Here is a 26,576-nt window from a genome sequence, read left to right on the forward strand (position 1 = left end):
AAGAGCTATAGAAATCACGGACAACGCAGAAGTTCAGCTAAAAAACCCGCTATTTCACGAATTTTTCACAGGGCGAAGCTTCGCACAACGCCGCTGAATTTCCATAGTGTGGGTAGGATATTTCTGAGATGTTGCGGATCACCGCTGGTCCAGAATTGCGCCGCCCGAGGACTGCCCTCGGCCAGCAGTTGGCGTTCGCCCAGCAGGCGCTGCAACTGACGCGCCACTGCCGCGCCGGTGTCGATCAGGATGATTGACGGTGGCAGCAGCGTCGCCAGCAAGGGCTTGAGGAAGGGATAGTGAGTGCAGCCCAGAATAATGGTGTCGCACCCGGCCTCGATCAGCGGCGCGACATACCCTTGCAGCATCTGGCGCAGCGCCGGGCTGTTGAGGTCGCCGGCTTCGATCAGCTCTACCAGCCCCGGGCAAGGTTGCGTCACCACCCGCACATCGGTGGCGAAGCGATCCAGCAGCGCGGCGAACTTGGCGCTTTGCAAGGTGCCCGTGGTGGCAAGTACCCCGACCACACCACTGCGCGTCGCGGCAGCCGCAGGTTTGACCGCCGGCTCCATGCCCACCAGCGGCCAATCCGGATAATCACTGCGCAAATCCGCGACCGCTGCCACAGTGGCCGTGTTGCAGGCAATCACAAAGGCCTTGGCGCCCTGCTCGCGGAAAAACTCTGCAACCACCCGCGAACGTTCGCGAATGAATGCAGGGGTTTTCTCGCCGTAGGGGATATGCCCGCAATCTGCCACGTACAGCAGCGACTCATGGGGCAACAAACGATGAATTTCGTCGAGCACCGACAGGCCGCCGACCCCGGAGTCGAATACACCAATCGGTGCATCCTTAACCATGCTGGCGACCGCAGACGCTGCAAGCGGGGTCACGCTTGACCCGCAGCTCGCGAAAACGTGTGCCCAGGGCGTCGATCAGCAGCAGGCGGCCGACCAGGGGTTCGCCAAAACCGGCCAGCAGTTTCAGGGCTTCCAAGGCTTGCAGGCTGCCGACCAGGCCTACCAGCGGACCGGCGACGCCGGCTTCGCTGCAGGTCAGCTCGGTGTCGCTGCCGTGCCCATATAAACAGTGGTAGCACGGGCTTTCCGGGCGTCGCGGGTCGAACACCGAGAGTTGGCCTTCCAGGCGAATCGCCGCACCGCTGACCAAAGGCTTGCCAGCTTCGACACACGCCGCGTTCACCGCTTCGCGGGTCGCGAAGTTGTCGCAGCAATCGAGCACCAGGTCCACGCCGGCTACAGCAGCGGCCAACGAATCAACGTCCAGCGCAGCGCGGTGGGCAACCAGCCGGATCTCTGGGTTGATCGCGCTCAAGCGGCGGATAGCCGAATCGACCTTGCTCAGGCCGACGCTGTCGGTGTCGTGGATGATCTGGCGTTGCAGGTTGGTCAGGTCGACGGTATCAAAATCCGCCAGATGCAGCTCACCCACACCGGCGGCTGCCAGGTACAGGGCCACCGGAGCACCGAGACCACCCAGGCCGACGATCAATACACGGCTGTTTTTCAGGCGCAACTGGCCTTCGATATCGACCTGTTGCAACAGAATCTGTCGGCTATAGCGCAACAGCTCCTGATCGGTCAGCACGGCCGGCGTCCCAGGCTGATGCGCTCATGCCCGCCGAGGTCGATACGGCTGTGGACCTCGGCAAAACCTTGCGCCAGCAACAGGTCACGCACGGCCGGCGCCTGGTCGTAACCATGCTCCAGCAGCAACCAGCCACCGGCCTCCAGGTGCAGCGGCGCCTGGGCGATGATCAGGCGCAGGTCGTCCAGGCCATCGTGACCTGCGACCAATGCGCTGGCGGGTTCGAAGCGCACATCGCCCGCCACCAGGTGCGGATCGTTGTCGGCAATATAGGGGGGGTTGCTGATGATCAGGTGATAGGTGTGATCTTTCAGGGCACTGAACCAGTGGCTGTTCAGCACCGTGACGTTATCCAGGTGCAGGCGCTGGCGATTGCGCTCGGCCAGGGCCACGGCCTCAAATACGCGATCTACCGCCGTCACGCGCCAGGCCGGGCGCTCGCTGGCCAAGGCCAGGGCGATGGCGCCGCTGCCGGTGCCCAGGTCGAGGACGTTGGCCGGGCTGGCGGGCAATAATTCCAGGGCCGCTTCCACCAGCAGTTCGGTGTCGGGGCGCGGGATCAACGTGTGCGGCGCGACTTCCAGGTCGAGCTTCCAGAAGCCCTGCTGGCCGAGGATGTAGGCCACCGGCTCACCGCTGCGACGACGTTGCAGGTAGCCGGCAAAACGTAGCGCGTCTTCGCTGCTGACGATTTTTTCTGGCCAGGTGTGCAGGTAGCTGCGGGACTTGCCCAGGGCAGCCGCCAGCAGCAACTCCGCATCCAGACGGGCAGTCGGCGAGTCGGGCAGCTCGGCGGCGCGCAACAAGCTGGCAATAATGGTCATTTATTCACCTATCGCGGCCAGTTGGTCGGCCTGGTATTCGGCAAGCAACGGCTCGATCACTGCGTCCACGCCACCGGCAAGGATTTCGTCCAGGGAATACAGGGTCAGGTTGACCCGATGGTCGGTGACCCGGCCCTGGGCGTAGTTATAGGTGCGAATGCGCTCGGACCGGTCACCCGAGCCCACCAGCAACTTGCGCTCGCTGGCAATCGCGTTGGCGGCGGCGCTGGTCTGCTGGTCGTTGAGCTTGGCCGACAGCCAGGACATGGCCCGCGCACGGTTCTTGTGCTGGGACCGCTCTTCCTGGCACTCCACCACAATGCCGGACGGCAAGTGAGTGATGCGGATCGCCGAGTCGGTCTTGTTGACGTGCTGGCCACCGGCGCCGGACGAACGATAGGTGTCGACACGCAAATCTGCCGGATTGATTTCGATGGTTTCCTGCTCGTCCGGCTCGGGCAATACCGCCACGGTGCAGGCCGAGGTGTGGATGCGGCCTTGGGACTCGGTGGCTGGAACGCGCTGTACGCGGTGGGCGCCGGATTCGAACTTCAGCTTGCCGTAGACGTTCTCGCCTTCGACCCGGGCGATGATTTCCTTGTAGCCGCCGTGCTCCCCTTCGTTCTCGGAGAGGATTTCGACACGCCAGCCGCGACGCTCGGCATAGCGCGAATACATGCGGAACAGGTCGCCGGAGAAGATCGCCGCCTCGTCGCCGCCGGTACCGGCGCGGATTTCCAGGAAGACGTTGCGCCCATCGTTAGGATCCTTGGGCAGCAGCATGCGTTGCAGATCGCCTTCCAGCTCAACGAGCTTTTCCTTGGCTTCGCGGACTTCTTCCACGGCCATTTCACGCATGTCCGGGTCGCTGTCCTTGAGCAGCGCCTGGGCGCCTTCGAGGTCGGCCTGCACTTTGAGCAGTTGCGAGTAGGTGGTCACGATCGGCTCAACTTCGGCGTATTCCTTGGAATAGGCGCGGAACTTGGTTTGATCGGAAATAACCTCGCCATCGCCAAGCAAGGCGGTCAGTTCTTCGAAACGGTCCTGGAGCACGTCCAGTTTATTGAGCAGTGACGCTTTCATTGCAGTTTTTTATCCGAAGAGCTGTCTGACGCGCCCTCACCGAGGGCAAAGAGTTCCTGGGCCATGGCCAGCGCATCGAGGCGGCCTTCGGCTGTCAGTTTTTTAAGCTGTACGCTGGGAGCATGCAACAGCTTGTTGGTGAGGCCACGGGCCAATTGCATCAAAATATCTTCAGCGTTACCGCCATTGGCCAGCAGACGCTGGGCCTTGAGCAATTCCTCGTCACGCAAGCGCTCGCCCTGTTGGCGATAGGCCTTGAGCACATCCACGGCAGCCAGCTCGCGCAGACGCACCATAAAGTCATCGGCGCCGATCGCGACCATTTCCTCGGCAGCCTGGGCAGCACCCTGGCGGCTCTTGAGGTTTTCGGCGACCACTTCATGCAGGTCGTCGACGCTATAGAGGTAAACGTCGTCCAACTCGCCGACTTCTGGCTCGATATCACGGGGAACGGCGATATCCACCATGAAAATCGGCTTGTGCTTGCGCAGCTTCAAGGCGCTTTCCACCGCCCCCTTGCCCAGGATCGGCAACTGGCTGGCGGTGGAGCTGATCACGATATCGCTGCGCACCAGCTCGGCCGGGATGTCAGCCAGCAATACCGCGTGGGCACCGAACTCTTCGGCCAGGATGCTGGCGCGCTCCAGGGTTCGGTTGGCTACCACGATACGCTTGACGCCAAGGTCATGCAGGTGCCGGGCGACCAGGGTGATGGTCTCGCCCGCGCCGATCAGCAGGGCCTGGCTGCGCTGCAGGTCGCTGAAGATCTGCTTGGCCAGGCTGACGGCAGCAAAAGCCACGGAGACCGGGTTTTCACCGATCGCCGTATCGGTGCGCACCTGCTTGGCCGAATTGAAGGTGGCCTGGAACAAACGCCCCAGCAACGGCCCTACGGTCCCGGCTTCGCGGGCCACGGCGTAGGCCGACTTCATCTGGCCGAGGATTTGCGGTTCGCCCAGCACCAGCGAATCAAGCCCGGATGCAACACGCATCATGTGACGAACTGCCGCATCATCTTCATGCACATAAGCACTGGCGCGCAGGTCATCCAGGCTCAAATGATGGTAATCAGCCAGCCAGCGCAGCACGACATCCGCCGAAAGATGTTCCTGCTCTATATAGAGCTCACTGCGATTGCAGGTGGAAAGGATCGCAGCTTCGCGGCTGTCGGTGAGCCGGCACAGCTGCTGCAAAGCCTCAACCAATTGCTCCGGGGTAAACGCCACGCGCTCGCGGACGTCTACAGAAGCAGTCTTGTGGTTGATACCCAGAGCAAGGAAGGCCATTCAATATCGCTGATGATGTCGAGAAGCCGACAATTGTCCTACTTCGACTCATCCAGAACAACCACCGTCGTCTATTGTCCTAATGCCTTGTGTCTATAAAGACCCTTTGCAGGAGCGAGCTTGCTCGCAAAAATCGTCAACGAAAACGCTGGCACCTTGGGTAAACGCGGCGTCTTGGCGTTTTTCGCGAGCAAGCTCGCTGCTACATAGAAGGCATTTAAGGCAATACGAGTGCCCCGGTTATGTTTGGCCGAGGGCTTGTGTCATGATGATCCGACCGCAGGTTAGTCGTCCTCTTCCTATATGAATAGATCTTCCGCGTTGCTCCTTGCCCTTGCCTTCCTCGGGGGCTGCCAGTCCATGGCCCCCGTATCGTCGCAGAGTCCTGCGCCGGTGGAAGACAGCGCCCCCGCCCCTGAAAAGCCCAAGGTTTATTCCTCGTTCAGCGAAGAAACGGTGTTCAGCCTGCTGAGCGCGGAGCTCGCCGGCCAGCGCAATCGTTTCGACATTGCTCTGGATAACTACGTGACCCAGGCCATCAACACCCAGGACCCGGGGATCTCCGAGCGAGCGTTTCGCATCGCCGAATACCTGGGCGCCGACCAGGCAGCCCTGGATACCGCGTTGATCTGGGCGAAAAACGCCCCGGACGACCTGGAGGCCCAGCGCGCCGCGGCGATCCAGCTGGCGCGGGCCGGGCGGTACGACGACTCCATGGTCTACATGGAGAAAGTCTTGCAGGGCAAGGGCGATACCCACTTTGACTTCCTCGCCCTCTCCGCGGCCGATACCGACCAGGACACCCGCGATGGCCTGATGAAGAGTTTCGACCGCCTGCTGCAAAAGCACCCGAGCAACGGCCAGTTGGTATTTGGCAAGGCGCTGTTGTTGCAACAGGATGACGAACCGCAAGCCGCCCTCAAGCTGCTGGAGCAAAACCCGCCGGAAGAAGGTGAAATAGCCCCGCTGCTGTTGCGCGCACGCCTGCTGCAAAGCCTCAACCGGGGCAAGGAAGCCTTGCCGCTGCTGCAAAAGAGCATCAAGAAGTATCCGGACGACAAGCGCCTGCGCCTGACTTACGCGCGCATGTTGGTGGAACAGGACCGCATGGAAGACGCCAAGGTGGAGTTCGCCAGCCTGGTCCAGCAATACCCGGATGATGACGAACTACGTTACTCCCTGGCGCTGGTCTGCCTGGAAGCCAAGGCCTGGGAAGAGGCCAAGGGTTACCTGGAAGAACTGATCGCCCGGGAAAGCCACGTCGACTCGGCCCACCTGAACCTGGGGCGCATCGCCGAGGAACGGGATGACCCGCAAGGCGCGCTGATCGAGTACGCCCAGGTCGGCCCCGGCAACGACTACCTGCCGGCGCAACTGCGCCAGGCCGATATCCTGATGAACAACGGCCGCACCGACGAAGCCGAAAAACGCCTGGCCGCTGCCCGCGATGCCGAGCCGGACTATGCCATCCAGCTGTATCTGATCCAGGCCGAGACCTTGTCGGCCAACAATCAGGGGGAGCGCGCCTGGAAAATCCTCGCCCAGGCCCTGCTGCAATACCCCGACGACCTGAACTTGCTGTACACCCGCGCCATGCAGGCCGAGAAACGCAATGACCTGGCGCAGATGGAAAAGGACCTGCGCCTGATCATCAAGCGCGACCCGGACAATGCCATGGCACTGAACGCCCTGGGCTACACCTTGTCAGACCGTACAACGCGCTATGCCGAGGCCAAGGTCCTGATCGAACAGGCGCACCAGCTCAACCCGGAAGACCCGGCAGTGCTGGACAGCCTGGGCTGGGTGAATTACCGCCTGGGCAACCTCGACGAAGCCGAACGCCTGCTGCGCCAAGCCCTGGAGCGTTTCCCCGACCAGGAAGTGGCCGCACACCTGGGCGAAGTGCTCTGGGCCAAGGGCAACCAACGCGAAGCCCGACAAATCTGGGCCAAGTTCCTCAAGGAACAACCCGACAGCCCTATCCTGCGCAGCACCATCAAGCGCCTGACCGGATCCGAGACTCTTTAATTCTATGTTTTTGCGCCACGCCATCATTTTCAGTTTTATCGCCCTGCTCGCCGGTTGTGCGGGCTTCGGTGCCCGTGAATCCGTCGAAGGCCAGGGCAACCCGGCGCAATGGCGCCAGCACAAGGATCAGCTCAGCAGCATTGATGGCTGGCAGATCGAAGGCAAGATCGGCGTGCGTGCACCGAAGGATTCGGGCAGCGGCACCTTGTTCTGGCTGCAACGCCAGGATTATTACGACATCCGCCTCTCTGGCCCCCTGGGCCGTGGCGCTGCACGCCTGACCGGGCGACCGGGGCAAGTGAGCCTCGAAGTGGCCAACCAGGGCCGCTATGAAGCGCCATCACCGGAGGCGTTGCTTGAAGAGCAGGTCGGCTGGAAGCTGCCGGTCTCGCACCTGGTCTGGTGGGTTCGCGGCCTGCCCGCGCCTGACAGCAAGAGCCGCTTGAGCCTCAATGGCGATAGCCGCCTGGCCACCCTGGAACAGGATGGCTGGCAGGTTGAGTACCTCAGTTATGTGGAGCAAAGCGGCTATTGGCTGCCCGAGCGCATCAAGCTGCACGGCAGCAACCTTGACGTCACGCTGGTGATCAAGGACTGGCAACCGCGCAAGCTGGGGCAGTGACATGACCGAACGCCTGACCCTGCCCTCCCCGGCCAAGCTCAATTTGATGCTGCACATCCTCGGTCGTCGTGAAGACGGCTATCACGAGTTGCAGACGCTGTTTCAATTTCTCGACTACGGCGATGAGATGACCTTCGCCGTACGCGACGATGGGGTGATTCAACTGCACACCGAATTTGCCGATGTGCCCCATGACAGCAATCTGATCGTGAAGGCGGCAAAAAAGCTCCAGGAACAATCCGGCTGTTCGCTGGGTATTGATATCTGGATCGATAAAATCCTGCCAATGGGCGGCGGCATCGGCGGTGGCAGCTCGAATGCCGCAACCACCCTGCTCGGTCTTAATCACTTGTGGCAACTGGGCTGGGATGAAGATCGCCTGGCCGCGCTGGGCCTGACACTGGGCGCCGACGTCCCGGTTTTTGTGCGTGGGCACGCCGCATTTGCTGAGGGTGTGGGGGAAAAACTCACCCCCGTAGACCCCGAAGAGCCGTGGTATGTCGTGCTTGTTCCGCAAGTATCTGTAAGTACAGCAGAAATTTTTTCAGATCCGTTGTTGACACGTAACTCTTCTCCCATTAAAGTGCGCCCCGTTCCCAAGGGAAACAGTCGAAATGACTGCTTACCGGTGGTAGCAAGGCGTTATCCAGATGTACGTAACGCATTGAATTTGTTAGGTAAATTTACCGAAGCAAAACTCACCGGAACTGGAAGTTGTGTGTTTGGGGGCTTCCCAAACAAAGCTGAAGCTGATAAAGTCTCGGCCCTTCTTACAGAGACCCTTACAGGGTTTGTAGCAAAGGGAAGCAACGTTTCGATGTTGCATCGCAAGCTGCAAAGTCTGCTCTAAAGGAACCGAGTACTGGGTACTCGTTGCAACAGATACAGGGGCGTCGCCAAGCGGTAAGGCAGCAGGTTTTGATCCTGCCATGCGTTGGTTCGAATCCAGCCGCCCCTGCCATTTTCTATACTCATCCAGGTTACCCTCAGCCTCTAGGTACTGCGCGTGTCCAAGATGATGGTCTTTACGGGGAACGCTAACCCCGATCTGGCTCGGCGTGTTGTACGTCAGCTGCATATCCCTCTCGGTGACATCTCAGTCGGTAAATTTTCCGACGGCGAGATTACAGCCGAGATCAATGAAAATGTCCGCGGTAAAGATGTTTTCATTATTCAGCCGACTTGCGCTCCGACCAACGATAACCTGATGGAACTCGTCGTGATGGCTGATGCCTTCCGCCGCTCCTCAGCGACTCGAATCACAGCTGTAATCCCTTACTTTGGTTATGCCCGTCAGGATCGCCGTCCGCGTTCCGCACGTGTGGCTATCAGCGCGAAAGTCGTCGCTGACATGCTGACCGTGGTAGGTATCGATCGTGTTCTCACGGTTGACCTGCACGCTGACCAAATCCAGGGGTTCTTCGATATTCCGGTAGATAACATCTACGGCTCCCCCGTTCTGGTGGATGACATCGAAGACCAGCGCTTTGAAAACCTGATGATCGTGTCCCCGGACATTGGTGGCGTCGTGCGTGCACGGGCTGTTGCCAAATCCCTGGGCGTGGACCTCGGGATCATCGACAAACGCCGTGAGAAAGCCAATCACTCTGAAGTGATGCATATCATCGGTGATGTCGAAGGGCGTACCTGTATTCTGGTCGATGACATGGTCGATACCGCCGGCACCCTGTGCCACGCGGCTAAAGCCTTGAAAGAGCACGGTGCGGCTAAAGTCTTCGCCTACTGCACGCACCCTGTGCTGTCGGGCCGAGCGATCGAGAACATCGAGAATTCCGTGCTGGACGAACTGGTGGTGACCAACACCATCCCGTTGTCCGCCGCTGCTCAAGCCTGTGCGCGTATCCGTCAACTGGATATCGCACCGGTTGTTGCTGAGGCGGTTCGCCGCATCAGCAATGAAGAATCGATCAGTGCGATGTTCCGCTAAGGGTCAAACCTTGGTGGCATCAATCTGACGAAAAGCGCCCCGCCCCAGCACCATGCTGGGGCGGGGCTTTTTTGCCCATATCGCCTTTAGCGCTGGTCGCAAACGCTGGGGCGAATGTGGTTATTTTGGAGATACAACATGAACGATTTTACTTTGAATGCTGAACTGCGTTCCGACCTGGGGAAAGGTGCGAGCCGCCGCCTGCGTCGTCTCGCAAGCCTGGTTCCAGCTGTAGTTTACGGTGGCGAAAAAGCCCCTGAATCCATCAGCATGCTGGCTAAAGAAGTTGCCAAACTGCTCGAAAACGATGCTGCCTACAGCCACGTTATCGAACTGAACGTTGGCGGCAAAAAGCAGAACGTTATCATCAAGGCTCTGCAACGCCATCCGGCCAAAGGTCACGTACTGCACGCTGACTTCGTACGCGTTGTTGCTGGTCAGAAACTGACCGCTATCGTGCCTGTGCACTTTGTCGGTGAAGAAGCTCCGGTCAAGAAAGGTGGCGTTGTTTCCCACACCACTACCGAGCTGGAAGTAAGCTGCCTGCCGAAAGATCTGCCTGAGTTCATCGAAGTCGACCTGTCGGCTGCTGAAATCGGCACCATCATTCACCTGTCCGACCTCAAGGCCCCTAAAGGCGTTGAGTTCGTTGCACTGGCTCACAACGACGACAAGGCTGTTGCCAACGTCCACGCGCCACGTGTTGTAGCAGAAGATGAAGCTGGCGAAACCGCTGCCGAGTAATACTCTCTGCAGCGTCGGAGCTTGAGGAAACATCGCGGACCGAAACGTAGCGAGAAAGCGGGCGATAACGCGAAGTTTATCTCTGGATAAGTGAGCTCCTGTCGTCCACTTTCGCCGCAACGAGGTTGCGGCGATGTTATCCACAACTCCAAAGGAAGGGCCCCTGTCGTGACTGCCATCAAACTGATCGTTGGCCTGGGAAATCCAGGCGCCGAATACGAACAGACCCGGCATAACGCGGGGGCCCTTTTTGTTGAGCGCATCGCCCACGCCCAAGGCGTCAATCTTGTGGCCGATCGCAAATATTTTGGCCTGACCGGACGCTTCTCGCATCAGGGTCAGGATGTTCGTCTGCTGATTCCCACCACCTACATGAACCGCAGCGGCCAGGCTGTCGCGGCGCTTGCGGGGTTCTTCCGGATCAAACCCGAAGAAATCCTGGTGGCCCATGACGAACTGGACCTGCCACCCGGCGTTGCCAAGCTCAAGCAAGGCGGCGGCCATGGCGGTCATAATGGCCTGCGCGACATCATTGCGCAGTTGGGCAATCAGAATACCTTTTACCGTCTGCGGCTCGGCATTGGCCACCCAGGCGTTGCCAGTATGGTTTCAAATTTCGTCCTGGGTCGTGCGCCACGCGCCGAACAGGAAAAACTCGATGCCAGCATCGATTTTGCCCTCGGCGTGCTGCCGGATATCTTCGCCGGTGAATGGAACCGTGCGATGAAAAACCTGCACAGCCAGAAGGCCTGACTTTTTTCCGAGGGGAAACACCATGGGATTCAATTGCGGCATCGTCGGCCTACCTAACGTCGGCAAGTCCACCCTGTTCAACGCCCTGACCAAGTCCGGTATTGCGGCGGAGAACTTCCCCTTCTGCACCATCGAACCCAACACCGGTATCGTGCCGATGCCCGATCCGCGCCTGGAGGCCCTGGCCGCCATCGTCAATCCCAAGCGCATCCTGCCGACCACCATGGAGTTCGTAGACATCGCAGGCCTGGTAGCCGGTGCGTCGAAAGGTGAAGGCTTGGGCAACAAGTTCCTGGCCAACATCCGTGAGACCGATGCCATCGCTCACGTGGTCCGCTGCTTTGAAGACGAGAACGTGATTCACGTCTCCAACAGCGTCGACCCGAAACGCGACATCGAGATCATCGACCTGGAACTGATCTTCGCCGACCTCGACAGCTGCGAGAAGCAACTGCAAAAGGTTACGCGCAATGCCAAAGGCGGTGACAAGGACGCCGTGGTGCAGAAGGCCCTGCTCGAGCAACTGATTGCTCACTTCACCCTGGGCAAGCCTGCACGCAGCCTGATGAAGAACATGAGCGTCGACGAAAAGGCCGTGATCAAGGGCTTCCACCTGCTGACCACCAAGCCTGTGATGTACATCGCCAACGTGGCTGAAGACGGCTTCGAGAACAACCCGCTGCTCGACGTGGTCCTGGCCATTGCCGAAGAAGAAGGCGCAATGGTTGTTCCGGTGTGCAACAAGATCGAAGCGGAAATCGCCGAACTGGAAGACGGCGAAGAAAAAGACATGTTCCTCGAGGCCCTGGGCCTGGAAGAGCCCGGCCTGAACCGTGTGATCCGTGCAGGCTACGAAATGCTGCACCTGCAGACCTACTTCACCGCTGGTGTCGAAGAAGTCCGCGCCTGGACCGTCAAGGTCGGCGCCACCGCGCCACAGGCTGCCGGCGTGATCCACACCGACTTCGAAAAAGGCTTTATCCGCGCCGAAGTGATCGCCTACAACGACTTCATCCAGTTCAAGGGTGAAGCCGGGGCCAAGGAAGCCGGTAAATGGCGCCTGGAAGGCAAGGAATACATCGTCAAAGATGGCGATGTAATGCACTTCCGATTCAACGTGTAACGCTCCTGCCGCCCACAAAAAAGCCGATGCCCTGCATCGGCTTTTTTGTGGGCGCTTCATTTACACCAGGGACTTTCCAGCGGGGGAAATATTAAGACACTGTTATGTATTTTAATAACATGAACAGGCAGAGCAGAAAACTGACACTTCAAGCGCGCAGCCCGCCAATTAAATAACAATCATAAAATATTTAGGATTGCTCCTACGCGCTACAGCAAATACCACTCCTACAAAAACTTGAATATTTTTCCAATTCAAGTTCTTTAACAACGCCGGCGAAACAGTGAACAATCCCAACATCCTTTCGCAATGACATCATGGGCATTTTCCGGTCTACTGATCCCTATCACTAGAAAAATCAAACAATAGTGACGCGACAACTCTAATGGAATTGGAGCAATAGCAACATGTCGGCCTCCTATCAAAGTGAAGTTGAAACAGACACCCCGTTCAATGATTGCCCAGACATAGAAACAACCATCAATAACACTGCCGCGCTCAACATCGACATTCTGCTGCTTGGGGAAACAGGCACCGGCAAGGACACTTTAGCGCAACGTATTCATTGCCTGTCAGGACGACGGGGGAACTTCGTCGCGGTCAACTGTGCGGCGATACCGGAGAGCCTTGCCGAAAGCCAGCTCTTTGGAGTCAACAGCGGCGCCTACACCGGGGCCATGCAATCGCGTGCAGGTTCTGTCGAAGCTGCGCACCTGGGCACGTTGTACCTGGACGAAATAGACAGCATGCCGCTTCCCCTGCAAGCCAAGTTGCTCCGGGTATTGGAGTCCCGTGGCGTCGAACGCTTGGGCTCGACCCGGTTTATCCCCGTAGACATGCGCGTCATTGCCTCTGCCCAGCAGTCCTTGCATGAGATGGTCGCTCAAGGGGCCTTCAGGCGCGACCTGTACTTTCGCCTGAATGTGGTCAACATCAACCTGGCGCCACTCAGGCAGCAACCAGAGCGCATCATCCCGCTGTTCGTGAAAATGATCCGGCAGGAGGCTGAGTACTTCAAGTGCCCAGCACCCTCGCCTCCCAACGCTCTGCTTTCACAATTGCTTTGCCATCCCTGGTCAGGGAATGTGCGCGAACTGCGCTCGACAGCCAAGCGTTTCGTCCTGGGGCTCCCTCCCCTCTGTGCTGCGGTAAAAGAACGCCAGGACTGGGAGATGCCGCTCAAGGAACGTTTACAGCAAATCGAGAAAGTTCTGATTGAAGAGTCGCTGAACCGACATGCCCATAATGTTGATGGCGTCGCCATCGAGTTAGGCGTGCCCAAGCGCACCCTCTATTACCGAATGAAGCAACTGGAAATATCACTGACATAACTTGCGCACTATAAAGATCTGGCAACGAACTGAAAAATTACATCTTTTGAAACATACCCTGTAGACACAATTGGAACGCATACATTTCCTGCGCCACATAAATTATGGAACGGCGAAACTGCATGTGATAAATGCGTCTCTCAGCATCGCTAGTCCAGTGAAATCAACGTTAAATACGGAGTAAACAATATGAGTATTGGTTCAGTTGGCTCTTCCGGCTCCAACCCTTACGGTAGCAGCGCTGGTGGTATGAGTGCAGAGCAGGCAGACGCAGGCCTTGAAGCCGCAGAAGCGAAAAAGAGGGCTGACGGTGTGAAAAACGCATGGAAAACTGCGGTAAACCAAAATACCGCAGGCATCAAAACCGCGTCTGACGCACTCCGTTTGTAATCAGCCTGGCCCTCTCTGACCTTCCTGCCACTGGGTGGCGGGAAGGTCACTTCGCCAATCTAACAACGAATGGCCTCATCAATAACAAACCCTCCCCGCGATACTTACGTAATAGGCGCCATATGTTTATAGGAAGAGTACGCTCTGCTGAACATGAGGATCTCAATGGGTCCTCCAGCGCACAGGAGTCCTCGATCTCCCACACCGATGTCAATTATTTCGCCTCAATCATGGACTCGTCAGCCCAGCCCAGCCCAGGGAGCAATTACACGACGCCACAGAGCATGCTGTCCGAAGCATCCGAGCGGCTGACTTCTGTCACCCAGCGCATGACCAAAAGTCTGCGAGCCTTGAGCAGCGAGAATAAGTTTGATGAAGCGCGAAAGTATCCTGAGCAACTGTCCGATACGTTATTGCTGACGCAAATGCTCGTTAAAAGTGTCGGTAAAACCGCACAAGGCATCGATAAAATCTGCAACCTTCAGTAGATAAAAATGACTCGCCTACGGTTTATTACGTTAACGCTAGTGTTGTCATTCATGCTCAATGCCTGCAGTGACCGCGTCGAACTTCACCGCCAACTCTCCGAGCAGGAAGCCAATGAAGTCATCGCGGAGTTGGCAGACAAGCATATACGCGCCACCAAAGTCCCCGCCAAAGACGGTGTGGTCGTCGTGGTCAACGCCTCCGATATCGGGCGGGCCGTACGCACCCTGGAAGCCGTTGGATTGCCCAAGACCGCCCGCGCCACCCTGGGCGACACCTTTCGCAAGGAAGGGGTTATCTCAACTCCGCTTGAGGAGCGCGCGCGCTATATCTATGCCTTGTCCCAGGAACTGGAAACCACGTTATCGAACATCGACGGCGTGATTGTCGCCCGCGTACACGTAGTGTTGCCCGAGCGTGTTGCACCGGGCGAACCGGTACAACCGGCCTCCGCGTCCGTGTTCATCAAGCACGATCCCAGGCTTGACCCCGACAACATCCAGGCCCGTGTGCGCCGGATGGTCTCCAGCAGTATTCCTGGCATGACCAACGCCGTCGAAAATCCGCAAAAACTGACGGTGGTATTCGTTCCCGCAACGGCCTATCTGGAGCAGCAACGCCTGGCCTATTTCGGTCCGTTCCTGGTGCCAGGCGATGACATTGGCTTTTGGCGGGCCAGCGTCACCTTCACCATGATCGTTTTAGTGGTGCTCATTATCGCCGTGACATTCTGGCGGATCAGGGGCCAGCGAGCGCTGCCGCATGCCCAAACGGCCGGGCCATCCTCGCACGATGAGTAACCTGGCATGGGTCCAGTGGTGGGCAACCCCCTGGCTGCATTCACGCGAAGGCTGGAGAACGGTTGATGAGCACGCAGCACTGACTGCGCTTGGTCACAGTCGACACCTGTGGGTAGCCAGACTCTATGGGATCACGCCCTGCCTGCCGCCCACGCCTCAGCCCACATTGCTGCAACTGGCGCTCGCCTCGCCGGAGCAACTGGACCTGGTGCTGGCGTTGATTGACAGCGCGTGTCGCCCGGCCTACGCAAGCGCGTTGAATGAAAACCTCCACCAGTGGTGCAACAGACTGTCCAAGGCATTGCCCCCAGATATGCTGCAGCCCGATGAGGACCCCTTGCAGCTGCTACGCACCTGGGTCAGCCCCGCCACCTGGCAACGCATCAGGTTGAGATTCCCTCGCCAGCGCGTTCTGGAACTGGAAAAAAAAGCCCTTTCGCTTGGGGACTCCTACAGCCGCCTCGATACCCTTTGGCATGCCGTGGTCTGGCGTATTGCGACAATCCACAGCGACGCTCAAGCACCTTGCGCCAAGGACCATGGAGACTGAACACGATGTTTTGCCGACATAAAATCGACTTGCCCAAAGGCTCCACCGCCTTTGCCGAAACCCTGATCCCCCGCGAAACCCTGGCCAATTACGCCCATGCCCACAACACACTGGAGCATGCCAAGGCCCAGGCCAGGCAATTGCTGAAGCGGGCAGAAAAGCAGCGGGAAAAGCTGCTGGAGCAGGCCGGCCTTGAAATCTGGCGGCGTGCCGACGCGCAGTTCAAACGCTGGGAAGGCGAACGCCAGGCGATGTACGACAACCTTGAACGATATGCCTCTTCAATCGCCAACCAGGCGATTCGTCTGCTGCTGGAAGATACGCCCCTGCCACAACGCATGGCCGCGTTGGTCAGACAGTTGATGGCCAGCCAGATGCCGATGGTCAAGGCGGCATTGCTATGCCATCCCCAGGAGCTGGAGGCCGCACGCCAGGCTCTCGCCGACCACAACACCACGCTCTGGGCGCTACGCGCCGACGATACCGTCAAACCCCAGACGTTGCTGTTACAAACCGAAGAGGGCGACTTTTGCATTGATTGGGCCGCCATGCGCGACACCTTTCTAGAGCCAGGCAGCAAGCGGTTGGATGCCTGATTTTCCACCACGCACACGCGCCAAATAAACGGCTACACATGGAACCAATTCGACATACAAAACCACAGAGAGGAAACACAAAAAAGGAGCAAATCCATGAACTACTACTCAGGTTACAGAGAGCAACTTCTTAGCGATGCGAAGCGCAGCAGAAACGATGTCAGCGACTTGATGGAGCAGAACTCTGGATCCGAGGCGGACATGGACTTGTTCTATGAACTGGTGATGACCAACCGTAAATCCGAATACGCCTTCACTGAACATATCAGGGCCAGGCATATGCTACTGAAGTCCGGCCTGGACAGCGGACAATAACGTGAAGGCGCTCATTACCAACTGGTTGAACAGCCGCGCCGAAGAATTAAGGCTGATCGAAGACAATGACGAAATACTCCTGCGCCACGGCCCTGACACCCTCTTGTTGCAGGTCCAACTGACCCAGGGCCGCCCTGACAAATCACAGCTCAACACCTGGATGCTCCTGGGTAACGCAAGCCTGAGTCACTTTCAAGGTGCACTCGCACAGGCGCCTGCAACGGGTGCGCTCTGGTTGACTCAGTGTCTACAGCAAAGCACCAGCGAGAAGCCTTTGCTGGACAGTCTCCAAGCCCTGCTCAACCAGCGCGATACCTGGCGCGCAATGATTACGCGCCTTGCAAAACAGGCCCCACGGTTCCAACCCACGTCACTGCGCTCGCTGCCGCACTAATCAGAGAACACCCCATGCCCAACAAGAATCACGAGCGCTCCCGCTTGCGCTCCGTCTCGCCCGCGGCCCTTCAAAAAGGCCCTCATTGGCGCTACCTGCTGGTACTGCCCTGGTTGCTTTTGCCCATGCAAAGCTCGCTCGCCGCGATCCCCGCCGAATGGAAAAATACCGCCTACGCCTATGAGGCTGACCACAAGCAGGTGCGTGAGGTGCTGGAGGATTTCGCCCAGACCTTTGGCACGCAGATTCAATTCGACGGCCACCTGGAAGGCACCGTCAACGGCAAGATACGCGCCAATACCCCGCAGTCGTTGCTTGACCGGCTGGCAGTAGAGCATCGCTTCCAGTGGTACATGTACAACAACATGCTGTACATCAGCACCCTGGACCAGCAGCAGTCCGCGCGCCTGGAGGTCTCATCGCAAACCGTTGCGGACCTCAAGCAGGCATTGACTGACATTGGCCTGCTCGACAACCGTTTCGGTTGGGGGGAACTCCCTGACGATGGCGTGGTGCTGATATCCGGCCCCAAGCGTTACATCGAACAGATCAGGCAATTCAGCAGCCAGCGAAAATCCCCCGATGAAAAACAGAGCGTGCTGACGTTCCCGCTGAGATTCGCCAACGCGGCGGACCGCCCGATTGATTATCGCGGAGAAAAGCTGGTCATCGCGGGTGTTGCCAGCATGCTACGCGGGCTGTTGGAGCCCCGGGACAACTCTGTCCTGTCGTCGATGAGCCCACGCCCGGCCTCGGCAGCGCAGCCCTCGCCCATCACCCCGATCCTTCCCCGGCTGGGCAACCCGATGCTGAACCAGTTGCTCGGCGCACAGGCGCCCCTGGGGCAGACGGAGCCCGGCATGTCGCTCACCTCCAGAGCCCCCACTGCAAGAGGGCGAATTCGGGTCGAGGCGGATGTGCGCAACAACGCCGTCTTGATCTATGACTTGCCAGAGCGCCAGGCAATGTACCGCGAGCTGATCGCCCAACTCGATGTGGCACGCAAACTGGTGGAGATCGACGCAATCATCCTGGATATCGAGCGCACCCAACTGCAAGAGTTCGGGGTCAACTGGGGTTTTCAGAACAGCCGCTTTCTCGGCGGTGTGAACATGGCGCCTGGGACATCGGCGCAACTGTCGATCGAAAAGCGCGACCGTTTCTACGCCGATGTACGGGCCCTGGAGGCCAAGGGCCTGGCGACCATGGTGTCCAACCCTTCGGTGCTGACCCTGGAAAACCAACCTGCGGTGATTGACTTCAACCGCACTCAATACCTGACGGCCGGCGTCGAAAACGCGACCATCCTGCCGATCACCGTGGGCACCAGTTTCCAGGTGGTGCCACGGGTCATTACCACCCGTGGCAGGCACCAGGTCCATCTGGCGGTGGATATCGAAGACGGCAACTTCGACGAGTCCAACCCCGAACGCATAGGCCCCGATGTACGCCGGGGCAAAGTCAGCACCCAGGCGGTGATGGCGGAAAAACGTTCGCTGGTGGTCGGCGGGTTCCATGTCACCGAAAGCACCGATAAAAGAAGCAAGGTGCCGTTGCTGGGCGATATACCGTTGCTGGGCAAGGCACTGTTCTCTTCCACCGAGCGGCAGAACAACCGACGTGAACGCCTGTTTATCCTCACCCCTCGCGTTATCGGCGACCAGGCCGACCCGTCACGCTACTTGCCACCGGACGACCAGGTAGAACTGCAGGCGGCCCTCAAACCGTTGGCCAGGCGCTATGCCGAGCACCCGCCGGTGATCAAGCGCAGCGCGATCACCAGCGCCCTCGCCCACCTCGTCACCGGGCAAGTACCTGACGCCTTCAAAGCCGCCCCCATGCCGCTGGGCCTGGACACCTTGTGCAAAACCCGTGACCTGCTGGCGCTCAACACCGAACGCAGCCAGTGGTACGCCGGCCCGCAGTTCAACGTGGCGGTGGTGGTGATGCGCAATCAGTTCAATCGCAACGTGCGCATTGACGAGAACGAATGCAGCAATTCCCAGACCCTGGCCGTCAGCGTCTGGCCACGGGCCTGGCTCAAGCCGGGTGAAGAGGCGGAGGTGTTCATCGCCATGCGCCCGGTGGTGAAGGATGAACATATCGGTGTAACCCGCCCCTCCCTGCTCACGCCAACACGGAAGACCGCGCCATGAAACAGCGACTCTCCTGCATCACCCTCCTGGGCCTAGTGCTGCTTATGGCCGGCTGTACCCCGACGTGCAAAGGCAACTCCTGCTCCCGGCCGCAATCGAGCGCTAGCAAGCTGGTGGTCTGGTGGCCGCCGCAAATGCGCGTCGAACCCGGCCCATCAGGCGAAAGGGCGGACTATCAGACGATCTCGTTGGAACAGTGACCGCCATGGGCTTACCCGACACTGATGCGCCTCGCCAGGTGCCTCTGGACAAACTGATGAGCGGCGACGTCGCTCACCACACGTTGTGCCCGGGCATCAGCCTGTGCCGGTTGAGCGCCGGCCAGAAACCCGGCCTGGCCCTGCAGATTGCACCTGAGGCGCTGCAGGCCGGCCAGGTGCAGCGGGTGCTGGAGCGGCGCTTTGTCCACGCCATGGTGTTCGATGGATGCTTTCTGTACCTCGATGCCAAGGGCAACCTGGTGATCTGGCATGCGCTGGTGCCCAACGGCCAGCCGCTCGATGACATCGTCAGCCGCCTGCTCTCACTGGCCAAGCTCGAAACCCTGGATGTACAACGCGCGCCCTAGCGGCGCGCAAGCTCCGGTAACTCAAGGGTCTGGCGCTTGGATTCATCATCCAGCTCACGCAGGGTGCGATAGATCAGCGCTACCGCCTGCAAACTCTCCCGTGGAATCGGCGCCCCCAGCTTTCGCTCATACAGCATGCGCGCCAGCCACACACACTGGATCACCGGCACGTCGGCGGCCTTGGCCCGGCCAATCAACTGGCGCGCCTGGGCGTCTGTGCCTTTGTCGACCAACATCGGCAGCGGCGTTTTGCCGGGCCGGTAGTACAGCGCCACGGCAAAGTGTGTCGGGTTGACCACCAGCATGTCGGACTCTTCCAGCTTGGGCAGCTTGACCTTTGGCTCTTCCTGGGCGAGTTGGTAGGCCAGGGAGCGACGCTGGCCCTTGACGTGAGGGTCGCCCTCCATGTCCTTGTACTCCTTGACCACCTCCACCTGGGTCATGCGCATGCGCTTGGCAAAGAAATACTTCTGCATGCTCCAGTCGATCAGCGCGAGCACCAGCAGCAGCCCCAGGCAGGCATGCAGCAAGTGGCGGAACAGGGCGATCAGCGCCACGATGTAGCTTTGCAGATCGCTGGTGGCCAGGTCGATCAGCACCTGTAGCGAGGGGGTGATCACCACATAGAGGATCAGCGAGAGCAACAACGCCTTGCCCAGTCCCATCAAGAGATTGATCACCGACTGCGCAGAGAACATTTGCTTGAGCTGGCTGAGCGGGTTGAGGCGATTGAAGTCCGGCTTCAGGCTTTCCGGGGCGAACAACAAGCCGAACTGCATCCAGCTGCTTATCAGCTTCACCGCGATCGCCACCCCGCACATCAACAGGCCGAACGAAAAAAACACCACCAGGCCATCCATCAGCACTTCTTCCAGGGCGCGCACAAACGGCTGGCCGAGGCGCGCAAAAGGCAATGCCATCATCTGCTGGAAGCGCTGCAGGCTGGTTTCGGCGGTGAACAGAGCGATCTCGCTGATCGCGGTGAGCACCAACAGTTTGGCCACGTCCTGGCTTTGGGCAACCTGGCCTTTCTTGCGTTGGTCCTTGAGTTTCTTGGGGCTCGCCGCGTGTTTTTTCTCGCCGGAGTCACTCATTGCCCCGGGCCCCGAACCATCAGGCCAAGAGCATGCTTGAGGTCCGTCAGCAAGCCCATGCGCCCGACGATCAAATCCTCCAACAGGGCAAAGTACAGCAACAGGAAAGCCAGGCCCGCCAGGCTCTTGGCCGGCATGGCCAGGGTGGACACCTGTAGCTGCGGACTGTAGAGCCCGAGCAAGGCGAAACCGAACTCCAGCAGCAACAGCACCGCAATAAACGGCGCCGCGTAGAGCATCATGTGCACGAAGGTATCGCCGAGCAGGCCAAGGAACTCGCTGAAGCCATTGACCGCCGGCAGCGGCACCCACGCCGTGGGTGGCCAGATCAGGTAGCTGTCCCAGATCACTTGCGTCAGCACGCCCAACCCAAGGGTCGAGATCAGCAGAAAAATCGCCAACTGCTTGAACAGGTGCCCGACCGGTGTCGCATCCGGCCCCAGCGAAGGGTTGAGTTGCCCGCCCGCCAGGGCGCCACGCTGGTTATCGAGCAACGCGCCTACCGACTCGAACATCCAGAACGGCATGAACAGCAAAACCCCGAGCAAGAACCCCAGGGCCGCCTCCTTGAGCACCAGCCCGCCCAGCATCAATGCGGAGTAGTCCTTGCCCATCAATGCGGCATGAATGCCGGGTGTGGGAAACAGGGCCACGACCATCACGATCGTGTGCCGGGTCATCCCGCGCACATGCTGGAAACAGAAGGCCGGCACCAGGAACATGCACGGGTAGATGCGCGCCATGCTGATCAACAGGCTGGGCAAGAACTCAAGGTAAAGGAGCAATGCGTGTGCCTCAGTTCAGTGCCGAGCGGGCAATCATGTCGAATGTCATGTTGATCAGTTGAATCAACTCCACGCCAATCCAGCGCCCGGTCAGGATCAGGGTGATGCCGACGGCCACCAGCTTGATGCCAAAGGGCAATGTCTGGTCCTGTACCTGCATCAGGGCCTGCACCAGGGAGGTCAGCACCCCGACGATCACCGCGACAATCAGCGGCGGCGCCGAGAGCACCACCACCAACAGCATGCCTTGCTTGAACAGTACGATCGGTTCCATAGGTCACTCACAGATAAGAAAGGAACAGACTGTCGAGCAGCCGCGACCAACCGGAAACCAAGACGAACAGCAGCAACTTGAGGGGCAGGGAAATGGTCATCGGCGAGACCATCTGCATGCCCAGGGCCAGCAGCAGGTTGGAGACAATCAGGTCGATGACGATAAAGGGGATATAGATCAGGAAACCGATTTCGAACCCCGCCTGCAATTGTGAAATCACGTAGGCCGGAATCAGCAAGATGAGGTCGTCGCGCTGGGCGTTCTGCGCCATTTCCGGCGGCCACATGCGTGCGGTGTTTTCCAGCAGGTGCGTGAGGACGTCCGGGTCGGTATTGCGGGTCATGAACAGGCGCAGCGGCTCGATGGCCACCAGCCCCGTTTCCTGGAAGCGTTGCACGCTGCTCAAGTCCACCGGGGCTTGCTTGACGTTCTGGGCGATGGCATACCCTACCGGCGCCATGATAAACAGGGTCGCCGCCAGGGCGATGCCGTTGAGCGCCATGCTCGGCGGCACCTGCTGCACGCCGATGGCGTTACGGGTGATCATCAGCACGATGATAATTTTCAGAAAGGCCGTGCAGACGATCAACAGCATCGGCATCAAGGCCAGTGCGCCGATGAATAACGCGAGGATTACGGGCTCGACCCCCTGGAACGTCATCGCGCAAAAATCACACGGGACAGCTGCAAGCCCAGGCGTCCGTCCATCTCCACCAACTGGCCCTGGCCAATCGGCCGATCGCCATAGTAGAGCCCCGCCATGCCGGGGGCGTAGCCCGCGATGCTCAACACCGCACCGGGCGCAAGGTTGCGCAGTTCCCCGAGCGTCAGGTTCAGGGTGCCACAGCGCACATTCAAGGCCATGCTCAACTCATCGAAAGGCTCATGGCCAAAAACATCCACCACGGGTTCATCAAGGTCATGCTCTTCATACCCCGAGTAGTGTTGTGCTGAAAGATCCTCGTCCACAGACGTTTCCTCAGTAGATATAAGTGTCAGGCCCATTGGCCCTGATTCATCGTCAATGCGCCCATGCAGGCGATGCTTGCCAATCCGTAAATGGCCATTGCCATGCACATCAAAAAAAGCCTGCTCCAGCATCACCACATCACCGGCACGCAGGCCGCGAACTTGGCTCAGGGGCAGCTTCAAACGCCCCAACGTCGCGGCAATCGTCAGTTGAAACGAGGGCGGTAATGGCTGGGCCGTGGGTTGCCAGCGCCCCGCATCACACAATGCCAACAGACTTTCGGGAGCCAGCAACAGGTAGCCCACCACCCTGGAGGCACCCAATGTCACCGTGAGCCGGCAGCCGAAATTCAGTTTTCCAGGGGAGGCCCGCAGCCGCAGATAACCAAACAACGCGCGTACCTGAGGGCTCAAGTGGTGCTGGAACAGTTCCCAGAACCAGGAATCCGGATCATTGCCGGCCTCGGCCAGCGTCACCGGGCACTCCCCCAGAAGACTGAACATCGGCCCTGGCTCGCTGAAAGCCAACAGCCCACAGGCGGTTTCGAAATACAGAGGCGCGGCACTCCTGGGCGCACGACCAGGCTCAAGCAGCAGCTCACCGTGCTGGCCTGTGACCTGAAACGGCATACGCAGGCCCCGCCCCAGGCGCAGGCGTGCCGCAACCGTGGCGCTTTTGACCAAGGGAATCGCGAGTGCCGGCATGATCATGCCGCGCCCACATGGACCAGGTGTAACGCGACAGGCGCGCCCAGGGCATCGGCCAGACGCTCCTCACAGCGCTCGCGCACACCGCCCAGCCAACGCGCGGCAAGCTCCTGCTCGGCCGCCAGCTCGATGTTCCACAGCCCCTGCTCACGGCGCACACTGGCGCTGATCCGCCCCAGGCGCGGCAAGTAAAGTACCGCCTGCAGCGGCCATTGCGCGCTGCCATGAATCCGGGGGGCCAATTGCGCCGTCATCGCCTCGATCATCAAGGAATCGCCCGCCACCCCGGCGGCCGTTGCCGAGGTGCCGTAGCCTGCCCCCTCGCCATCACTGTCCAGCAGTTGCGCAAATAACCGCCCCTGCTCCCAAGGTACGACCCCCGACGGTTGAGGCTCCTGTTCCGCTCGTGGATCGCGCGGGCGCGGGCGTTCAGGTTTGCTTGCTTGGACTTGGGTCATAGTTCTTCCTGTACCTCTTCCTGCCTCAATAAAACCGACAACTCCTGGAGTTTCTCGACCTCTCGCAAGCATTGGCTCACCTGTTTCTGCGCGCTGGCGATCTGCACCACGTGCTCCTCCCGCTGGTCATGCAATTGACCCAACTGGCCTTCTTCGCGCCGGGTCCCAGCGGACAAGGTGCGCTCTTGGAGGCTCCAGGCCTTGAGTTGCTGCAACGAGAGCACCTGGCCTTGATGCTTATCCAGCAACTCGGCGGTTTTCTCGATCTCCTGCAGGCGCGTTTGCTCAAGCGCCGCCTGTGCCTGCTGGATTTGCACCAACAGGGCTTGCTGATGCCGCTTGGCTTCACGCAACGCGCGCTCGGCGCGGTCTGCCCGATGCCGACGTAGTCGCCGCAAGGTGTCGATTTCAGAAAGGGACATGGGTGGTCAGGCTCATCAGTTGCTCGAGTGTCAACGGCATCGGCGCGGGTTCGCGCAAGTCCTGGCGCAGAAAGCCGTCTACCGCCTGGCGACTGTCCACCGCCATATCAGTCAGGGCATCGCTGCCCGGTTGGTACTCGCCCAACTTGAGCATCAACTCAATCTGCTGATACGCCGATAACAAGCGGCGCAGCGCGGTGCCGGCCTGGATGTGCGCGGGCTCGGCGACGTTGCTCAGAATCCGCGACAGGCTGGCCAGCACATCCACCGCCGGGTAGTGGCCGCGCTCGGCCAGTTTGCGCGACAAGACGATATGGCCATCAAGCAGCGAGCGCACTTCATCGGCCACCGGATCGCTCATGGAGTCCTGCTCGATAAGTACGGTGTAGATCGCCGTGATCACCCCTTCGCGGGTCAACCCGGCACGTTCCACCAGACGTGGCAGCAAGCTGTATACCGAAGGCGGCAGACCGCCACGCCCCAGCGGTTCGCCAGCGGCCAGGCCGATTTCACGCTGGGCCCGGGCAAAACGGGTCAGGGAGTCGATCAGCAGCAGGACCCGTTTGCCCTGGCGTCGATAGCCTTCAGCCAATGCCGTGGCGGTGAAGGCGGCGCGGGCGCGCTCCATGCTTGAGCGGTCGGACGTCGCGCACACCAGCACCGCCTTGGCGCGCAGTTGATCGTCCAGTTCGTGATCGAGAAACTCGCGCAGCTCGCGGCCACGCTCACCAATCAGGCCGAACACAATCACATCACAGTCAACGTTACGCGCGATCTCCGCGAGCAAGGTGGTCTTGCCACAACCGGCGCCCGCAAACAAACCAACGCGCTGGCCTTCGCCCAGGGTCAACAGACCATCGATCGAGCGCACCCCGGTGGCCAGTGCCCGGTGGATACGCGGCCGCTCGGTGGGCAAGGGCGCCTCGCACAACACCAGGCTGGTGTCATCGGCGTGCGCCTCGACGAAGGCGCTGGCGCCCTCCCCCGTAATCGGGCGCCCAAAGCCATCCAGCACCTGGCCCAACAGTTCATCACTGACGCGTACCCGGTGCGAGACGCCCAACTGTTCGACACTGGCGCCCACCCGCACGCCTTCAAGATTGCCCAGGGCACTGAGCACCGCATCCTGCTGATCGAAACCGATGATCTCGGCCAGCATGTAATCGCCGGTGGACTTTTCAACCTGGCACAAATCACCGATACGCGCCTGGGGCAAACGGCATTGCAGCAACATGCCGTTGACGCGCTGGATACGCCCGCGCACCGAGACCGGCGCAAAGCTGGCCAGCGCCTGCGCCCGGTCCTGCTGCCAGGCCTCCAGGCGCGCCTGCAGGTCGGCACTCACCAACGCACCTCATAACGCTGTACGCCGTCGAACACCACCTTGGTGTTATCGATCAGGACCAATCGCAAGCCATCCACTTCGTCTCCCACAAACAGCCGATTGCCTTCATCCAGGACCACATGGCCATTGGGCCCGCCGACGATCTGCAGAATCTTGAAAGGGAGTGCCGTGCTACGCTCCTTGACCCGGCTGATCACTGGCACAGACGTATCGAACTGCTCACCAAAACGATTGAGCATGCGCGACACCAATCCCATCTCTTCCTGGGCCACGTCCCCTTCCAATGTCACCTGGTCATTGATCACCTGCAGGCGGATGCGATTGCCCAGTTCACGTTCGTTGAGCATTTTCAGCAGTTGCTGGCGTACTTCGTAGGCCGAACCCAGCTCGTTTTTCTGAGTTGGCGCGGCCATCAACGACGCCTGGGCCTCATGCTCTCCAGTGGTCGCCAGGCCCACCACCATGATGATGGCTGCGATCACCAGCACCAGGCTGATCAGGCGCTTCTGCTGCGCCCCGGATATCGACGACAACATCAGCGCCGGTGCAGCCTCATTCACCGACCTGGCCGCTGGCGCGATGGGCATGGCAGCCGGGGCTTGCGGCCAGGGCTGATCGGCCAGGGTGACGCACAGTCGAACATTGCCCAGGGCAAAAGGAACGCCCAGTGCCAGGTCGGCAATCTGTGCCAGGAGCTGACCGTCACTGGCCCGCACCAACCCTTCTTGAGCCTGGACCGACCAGTGCTGCTCAATACATCGCAGCAGCACATGGCGCTCGGCAATCCCTTCGTCATACAGCGAAAGGTCGGCATCCGGATGCGCACCAATACTCCATTGCCCGCCGAACAACGGCAACGCCGCGCCCTGGCGCGAACCATCAAGCACACGTAGCTCAAACATCGCCAGGCCTCATG

At 59.7% G+C, this 26,576-nt stretch carries 32 protein-coding genes and 1 tRNA gene; 19 read left to right on the plus strand and 14 right to left on the minus strand.

The window, feature by feature from the left end; translation table 11 throughout:
* Positions 1 to 65: 65 nt before the first annotated feature.
* The 5 genes from murI to hemA are packed head-to-tail and all read right to left on the minus strand — an operon-like array spanning position 66 to position 4,801.
* Positions 66 to 860, minus strand: a complete 795-nt coding sequence (murI, locus tag FIV38_RS07945; protein WP_092233539.1) for a glutamate racemase — start codon at positions 858 to 860, stop codon at positions 66 to 68.
* Positions 853 to 1,608, minus strand: coding sequence for a molybdopterin-synthase adenylyltransferase MoeB (locus FIV38_RS07950; RefSeq protein ID WP_092233535.1), 756 nt, complete (start codon positions 1,606 to 1,608; stop codon positions 853 to 855). Before FIV38_RS07950 ends, murI begins: the two co-directional genes overlap by 8 nt.
* Positions 1,602 to 2,432 carry a peptide chain release factor N(5)-glutamine methyltransferase gene (gene prmC / locus FIV38_RS07955; RefSeq protein WP_029295656.1) on the minus strand — a complete coding sequence of 277 codons (831 nt, stop codon included), beginning with the start codon at positions 2,430 to 2,432 and terminating at the stop codon, positions 1,602 to 1,604. Before prmC ends, FIV38_RS07950 begins: the two co-directional genes overlap by 7 nt.
* The gene (gene prfA / locus FIV38_RS07960) at positions 2,433 to 3,515 is read right to left on the minus strand and encodes a peptide chain release factor 1 (protein ID WP_029295658.1); all 1,083 of its coding nucleotides are present in this window, start codon (positions 3,513 to 3,515) and stop codon (positions 2,433 to 2,435) included. It abuts the gene before it with no gap.
* Positions 3,512 to 4,801 carry a glutamyl-tRNA reductase gene (gene hemA, locus FIV38_RS07965; protein ID WP_029295660.1) on the minus strand — a complete coding sequence of 430 codons (1,290 nt, stop codon included), beginning with the start codon at positions 4,799 to 4,801 and terminating at the stop codon, positions 3,512 to 3,514. The genes prfA and hemA overlap by 4 nt, the downstream gene beginning before the upstream one ends.
* A 303-nt stretch (positions 4,802 to 5,104) precedes the next feature.
* Between hemA and FIV38_RS07970 the strand changes: the two genes are divergently transcribed.
* The 19 genes from FIV38_RS07970 (at position 5,105) to FIV38_RS08060 (ending at position 19,605) form a co-directional block, all read left to right on the plus strand.
* On the plus strand, positions 5,105 to 6,829 hold the full coding sequence (locus FIV38_RS07970) for a tetratricopeptide repeat protein (protein ID WP_092233532.1): 1,725 nt from the start codon (positions 5,105 to 5,107) through the stop codon (positions 6,827 to 6,829).
* A gap of 4 nt (positions 6,830 to 6,833) precedes the next feature.
* A complete protein-coding gene (gene lolB, locus FIV38_RS07975; RefSeq protein ID WP_092233529.1) occupies positions 6,834 to 7,451 on the plus strand; it encodes a lipoprotein insertase outer membrane protein LolB in 618 nt (205 codons plus the stop codon).
* A gap of 1 nt (position 7,452) precedes the next feature.
* Positions 7,453 to 8,301 carry a 4-(cytidine 5'-diphospho)-2-C-methyl-D-erythritol kinase gene (ispE, locus tag FIV38_RS07980; RefSeq protein WP_092233525.1) on the plus strand — a complete coding sequence of 283 codons (849 nt, stop codon included), beginning with the start codon at positions 7,453 to 7,455 and terminating at the stop codon, positions 8,299 to 8,301.
* A gap of 36 nt (positions 8,302 to 8,337) precedes the next feature.
* A tRNA-Gln gene (locus tag FIV38_RS07985) sits at positions 8,338 to 8,412 on the plus strand.
* A gap of 45 nt (positions 8,413 to 8,457) precedes the next feature.
* Complete coding sequence (locus FIV38_RS07990; protein WP_003171603.1) at positions 8,458 to 9,399, plus strand: ribose-phosphate pyrophosphokinase; 942 nt, start codon at positions 8,458 to 8,460, stop codon at positions 9,397 to 9,399.
* A gap of 138 nt (positions 9,400 to 9,537) precedes the next feature.
* A complete protein-coding gene (locus FIV38_RS07995) occupies positions 9,538 to 10,143 on the plus strand; it encodes a 50S ribosomal protein L25/general stress protein Ctc (protein WP_029295688.1) in 606 nt (201 codons plus the stop codon).
* A 168-nt stretch (positions 10,144 to 10,311) separates the two neighbouring features.
* Positions 10,312 to 10,896: an aminoacyl-tRNA hydrolase gene (gene pth / locus FIV38_RS08000; protein WP_003208389.1), complete on the plus strand. Its 585-nt coding sequence runs from the start codon at positions 10,312 to 10,314 to the stop codon at positions 10,894 to 10,896.
* A 22-nt stretch (positions 10,897 to 10,918) separates the two neighbouring features.
* Positions 10,919 to 12,019, plus strand: a complete 1,101-nt coding sequence (ychF, locus tag FIV38_RS08005) for a redox-regulated ATPase YchF (RefSeq protein ID WP_029295691.1) — start codon at positions 10,919 to 10,921, stop codon at positions 12,017 to 12,019.
* Between the two features lie 407 nt (positions 12,020 to 12,426).
* The gene (locus FIV38_RS08010; protein ID WP_029295693.1) at positions 12,427 to 13,350 is read left to right on the plus strand and encodes a sigma-54-dependent Fis family transcriptional regulator; all 924 of its coding nucleotides are present in this window, start codon (positions 12,427 to 12,429) and stop codon (positions 13,348 to 13,350) included.
* A gap of 189 nt (positions 13,351 to 13,539) precedes the next feature.
* A complete protein-coding gene (locus tag FIV38_RS08015; RefSeq protein WP_139273549.1) occupies positions 13,540 to 13,740 on the plus strand; it encodes a hypothetical protein in 201 nt (66 codons plus the stop codon).
* A 284-nt stretch (positions 13,741 to 14,024) separates the two neighbouring features.
* Positions 14,025 to 14,228 carry a type III secretion system rspB gene (locus tag FIV38_RS08020; protein WP_224791186.1) on the plus strand — a complete coding sequence of 68 codons (204 nt, stop codon included), beginning with the start codon at positions 14,025 to 14,027 and terminating at the stop codon, positions 14,226 to 14,228.
* A gap of 6 nt (positions 14,229 to 14,234) precedes the next feature.
* On the plus strand, positions 14,235 to 15,026 hold the full coding sequence (gene sctJ, locus FIV38_RS08025; protein WP_029295697.1) for a type III secretion system inner membrane ring lipoprotein SctJ: 792 nt from the start codon (positions 14,235 to 14,237) through the stop codon (positions 15,024 to 15,026).
* A complete protein-coding gene (locus tag FIV38_RS08030; protein ID WP_092233522.1) occupies positions 15,019 to 15,576 on the plus strand; it encodes a type III secretion protein in 558 nt (185 codons plus the stop codon). The genes sctJ and FIV38_RS08030 overlap by 8 nt, the downstream gene beginning before the upstream one ends.
* 5 nt (positions 15,577 to 15,581) lie before the next feature.
* Complete coding sequence (gene sctL / locus FIV38_RS08035) at positions 15,582 to 16,172, plus strand: type III secretion system stator protein SctL (protein WP_070996761.1); 591 nt, start codon at positions 15,582 to 15,584, stop codon at positions 16,170 to 16,172.
* Between the two features lie 96 nt (positions 16,173 to 16,268).
* Positions 16,269 to 16,487: a hypothetical protein gene (locus FIV38_RS08040; protein WP_029295703.1), complete on the plus strand. Its 219-nt coding sequence runs from the start codon at positions 16,269 to 16,271 to the stop codon at positions 16,485 to 16,487.
* A 1-nt stretch (position 16,488) separates the two neighbouring features.
* Positions 16,489 to 16,881 carry a type III secretion protein gene (locus FIV38_RS08045; protein WP_092233518.1) on the plus strand — a complete coding sequence of 131 codons (393 nt, stop codon included), beginning with the start codon at positions 16,489 to 16,491 and terminating at the stop codon, positions 16,879 to 16,881.
* Positions 16,882 to 16,895: 14 nt separating this feature from the next.
* The gene (gene sctC / locus FIV38_RS08050; protein ID WP_092233515.1) at positions 16,896 to 19,037 is read left to right on the plus strand and encodes a type III secretion system outer membrane ring subunit SctC; all 2,142 of its coding nucleotides are present in this window, start codon (positions 16,896 to 16,898) and stop codon (positions 19,035 to 19,037) included.
* Positions 19,034 to 19,237 carry an HrpT family type III secretion system protein gene (gene hrpT, locus FIV38_RS30295; RefSeq protein WP_092233512.1) on the plus strand — a complete coding sequence of 68 codons (204 nt, stop codon included), beginning with the start codon at positions 19,034 to 19,036 and terminating at the stop codon, positions 19,235 to 19,237. Before sctC ends, hrpT begins: the two co-directional genes overlap by 4 nt.
* Before the next feature lie 56 nt (positions 19,238 to 19,293).
* Positions 19,294 to 19,605 (plus strand): transcriptional regulator, encoded by a 312-nt coding sequence (locus FIV38_RS08060; protein WP_236299118.1) that lies wholly within the window; start codon positions 19,294 to 19,296, stop codon positions 19,603 to 19,605.
* Here the strand turns inward: FIV38_RS08060 and sctU are convergent.
* Genes sctU through FIV38_RS08105 form a run of 9 tightly spaced genes read right to left on the minus strand, consistent with a single transcriptional unit; the run spans position 19,602 to position 26,562 of the window.
* Complete coding sequence (sctU, locus tag FIV38_RS08065) at positions 19,602 to 20,699, minus strand: type III secretion system export apparatus subunit SctU (protein ID WP_092233506.1); 1,098 nt, start codon at positions 20,697 to 20,699, stop codon at positions 19,602 to 19,604. The two genes, FIV38_RS08060 and sctU, sit on opposite strands and share 4 nt — an antisense overlap.
* On the minus strand, positions 20,696 to 21,484 hold the full coding sequence (sctT, locus tag FIV38_RS08070; protein WP_070996751.1) for a type III secretion system export apparatus subunit SctT: 789 nt from the start codon (positions 21,482 to 21,484) through the stop codon (positions 20,696 to 20,698). The genes sctU and sctT overlap by 4 nt, the downstream gene beginning before the upstream one ends.
* A 10-nt stretch (positions 21,485 to 21,494) precedes the next feature.
* On the minus strand, positions 21,495 to 21,758 hold the full coding sequence (gene sctS, locus FIV38_RS08075; protein WP_029295719.1) for a type III secretion system export apparatus subunit SctS: 264 nt from the start codon (positions 21,756 to 21,758) through the stop codon (positions 21,495 to 21,497).
* Between the two features lie 7 nt (positions 21,759 to 21,765).
* Positions 21,766 to 22,419 (minus strand): type III secretion system export apparatus subunit SctR, encoded by a 654-nt coding sequence (gene sctR, locus FIV38_RS08080; RefSeq protein WP_029295721.1) that lies wholly within the window; start codon positions 22,417 to 22,419, stop codon positions 21,766 to 21,768.
* A complete protein-coding gene (locus FIV38_RS08085) occupies positions 22,416 to 23,438 on the minus strand; it encodes a FliM/FliN family flagellar motor switch protein (protein ID WP_092233504.1) in 1,023 nt (340 codons plus the stop codon). Before FIV38_RS08085 ends, sctR begins: the two co-directional genes overlap by 4 nt.
* The gene (locus tag FIV38_RS08090) at positions 23,435 to 23,893 is read right to left on the minus strand and encodes a type III secretion system HrpP C-terminal domain-containing protein (RefSeq protein WP_029295726.1); all 459 of its coding nucleotides are present in this window, start codon (positions 23,891 to 23,893) and stop codon (positions 23,435 to 23,437) included. The genes FIV38_RS08085 and FIV38_RS08090 overlap by 4 nt, the downstream gene beginning before the upstream one ends.
* Positions 23,890 to 24,315, minus strand: coding sequence for a type III secretion system stalk subunit SctO (sctO, locus tag FIV38_RS08095; protein WP_092233501.1), 426 nt, complete (start codon positions 24,313 to 24,315; stop codon positions 23,890 to 23,892). The genes FIV38_RS08090 and sctO overlap by 4 nt, the downstream gene beginning before the upstream one ends.
* Positions 24,302 to 25,660, minus strand: a complete 1,359-nt coding sequence (locus FIV38_RS08100) for a FliI/YscN family ATPase (protein ID WP_092233499.1) — start codon at positions 25,658 to 25,660, stop codon at positions 24,302 to 24,304. The genes sctO and FIV38_RS08100 overlap by 14 nt, the downstream gene beginning before the upstream one ends.
* Complete coding sequence (locus tag FIV38_RS08105) at positions 25,657 to 26,562, minus strand: FHA domain-containing protein (protein ID WP_092233497.1); 906 nt, start codon at positions 26,560 to 26,562, stop codon at positions 25,657 to 25,659. The genes FIV38_RS08100 and FIV38_RS08105 overlap by 4 nt, the downstream gene beginning before the upstream one ends.
* Positions 26,563 to 26,576 lie beyond the last annotated feature (14 nt).

The organism is Pseudomonas proteolytica (genome assembly GCF_007858275.1).
In the GTDB taxonomy this organism is placed as follows: Bacteria; Pseudomonadota; Gammaproteobacteria; order Pseudomonadales; family Pseudomonadaceae; genus Aquipseudomonas; species Aquipseudomonas proteolytica.

Excerpts from the sequence above, each read along its gene's own strand:
- sctJ (WP_029295697.1), top strand. The coding sequence starts at position 14,235 with ATGACTCGCCTACGGTTTATTACGTTAACGCTAGTGTTGTCATTCATG.
- prmC (WP_029295656.1), bottom strand. The coding sequence starts at position 2,432 with ATGACCATTATTGCCAGCTTGTTGCGCGCCGCCGAGCTGCCCGACTCG.
- sctO (WP_092233501.1), bottom strand. The coding sequence starts at position 24,315 with ATGTCCCTTTCTGAAATCGACACCTTGCGGCGACTACGTCGGCATCGG.
- lolB (WP_092233529.1), top strand. The coding sequence starts at position 6,834 with ATGTTTTTGCGCCACGCCATCATTTTCAGTTTTATCGCCCTGCTCGCC.
- FIV38_RS08085 (WP_092233504.1), bottom strand. The coding sequence starts at position 23,438 with ATGATCATGCCGGCACTCGCGATTCCCTTGGTCAAAAGCGCCACGGTT.
- FIV38_RS08020 (WP_224791186.1), top strand. The coding sequence starts at position 14,025 with ATGCTGTCCGAAGCATCCGAGCGGCTGACTTCTGTCACCCAGCGCATG.
- sctC (WP_092233515.1), top strand. The coding sequence starts at position 16,896 with ATGCCCAACAAGAATCACGAGCGCTCCCGCTTGCGCTCCGTCTCGCCC.
- sctS (WP_029295719.1), bottom strand. The coding sequence starts at position 21,758 with ATGGAACCGATCGTACTGTTCAAGCAAGGCATGCTGTTGGTGGTGGTG.
- hemA (WP_029295660.1), bottom strand. The coding sequence starts at position 4,801 with ATGGCCTTCCTTGCTCTGGGTATCAACCACAAGACTGCTTCTGTAGAC.
- FIV38_RS08030 (WP_092233522.1), top strand. The coding sequence starts at position 15,019 with ATGAGTAACCTGGCATGGGTCCAGTGGTGGGCAACCCCCTGGCTGCAT.
- sctR (WP_029295721.1), bottom strand. The coding sequence starts at position 22,419 with ATGACGTTCCAGGGGGTCGAGCCCGTAATCCTCGCGTTATTCATCGGC.
- hrpT (WP_092233512.1), top strand. The coding sequence starts at position 19,034 with ATGAAACAGCGACTCTCCTGCATCACCCTCCTGGGCCTAGTGCTGCTT.
- ispE (WP_092233525.1), top strand. The coding sequence starts at position 7,453 with ATGACCGAACGCCTGACCCTGCCCTCCCCGGCCAAGCTCAATTTGATG.
- FIV38_RS08105 (WP_092233497.1), bottom strand. The coding sequence starts at position 26,562 with ATGTTTGAGCTACGTGTGCTTGATGGTTCGCGCCAGGGCGCGGCGTTG.
- FIV38_RS07995 (WP_029295688.1), top strand. The coding sequence starts at position 9,538 with ATGAACGATTTTACTTTGAATGCTGAACTGCGTTCCGACCTGGGGAAA.
- sctL (WP_070996761.1), top strand. The coding sequence starts at position 15,582 with ATGTTTTGCCGACATAAAATCGACTTGCCCAAAGGCTCCACCGCCTTT.
- FIV38_RS08040 (WP_029295703.1), top strand. The coding sequence starts at position 16,269 with ATGAACTACTACTCAGGTTACAGAGAGCAACTTCTTAGCGATGCGAAG.
- sctU (WP_092233506.1), bottom strand. The coding sequence starts at position 20,699 with ATGAGTGACTCCGGCGAGAAAAAACACGCGGCGAGCCCCAAGAAACTC.
- FIV38_RS08060 (WP_236299118.1), top strand. The coding sequence starts at position 19,294 with ATGAGCGGCGACGTCGCTCACCACACGTTGTGCCCGGGCATCAGCCTG.
- FIV38_RS08010 (WP_029295693.1), top strand. The coding sequence starts at position 12,427 with ATGTCGGCCTCCTATCAAAGTGAAGTTGAAACAGACACCCCGTTCAAT.
- FIV38_RS07970 (WP_092233532.1), top strand. The coding sequence starts at position 5,105 with ATGAATAGATCTTCCGCGTTGCTCCTTGCCCTTGCCTTCCTCGGGGGC.
- ychF (WP_029295691.1), top strand. The coding sequence starts at position 10,919 with ATGGGATTCAATTGCGGCATCGTCGGCCTACCTAACGTCGGCAAGTCC.
- murI (WP_092233539.1), bottom strand. The coding sequence starts at position 860 with ATGGTTAAGGATGCACCGATTGGTGTATTCGACTCCGGGGTCGGCGGC.
- prfA (WP_029295658.1), bottom strand. The coding sequence starts at position 3,515 with ATGAAAGCGTCACTGCTCAATAAACTGGACGTGCTCCAGGACCGTTTC.
- FIV38_RS08090 (WP_029295726.1), bottom strand. The coding sequence starts at position 23,893 with ATGACCCAAGTCCAAGCAAGCAAACCTGAACGCCCGCGCCCGCGCGAT.
- FIV38_RS08015 (WP_139273549.1), top strand. The coding sequence starts at position 13,540 with ATGAGTATTGGTTCAGTTGGCTCTTCCGGCTCCAACCCTTACGGTAGC.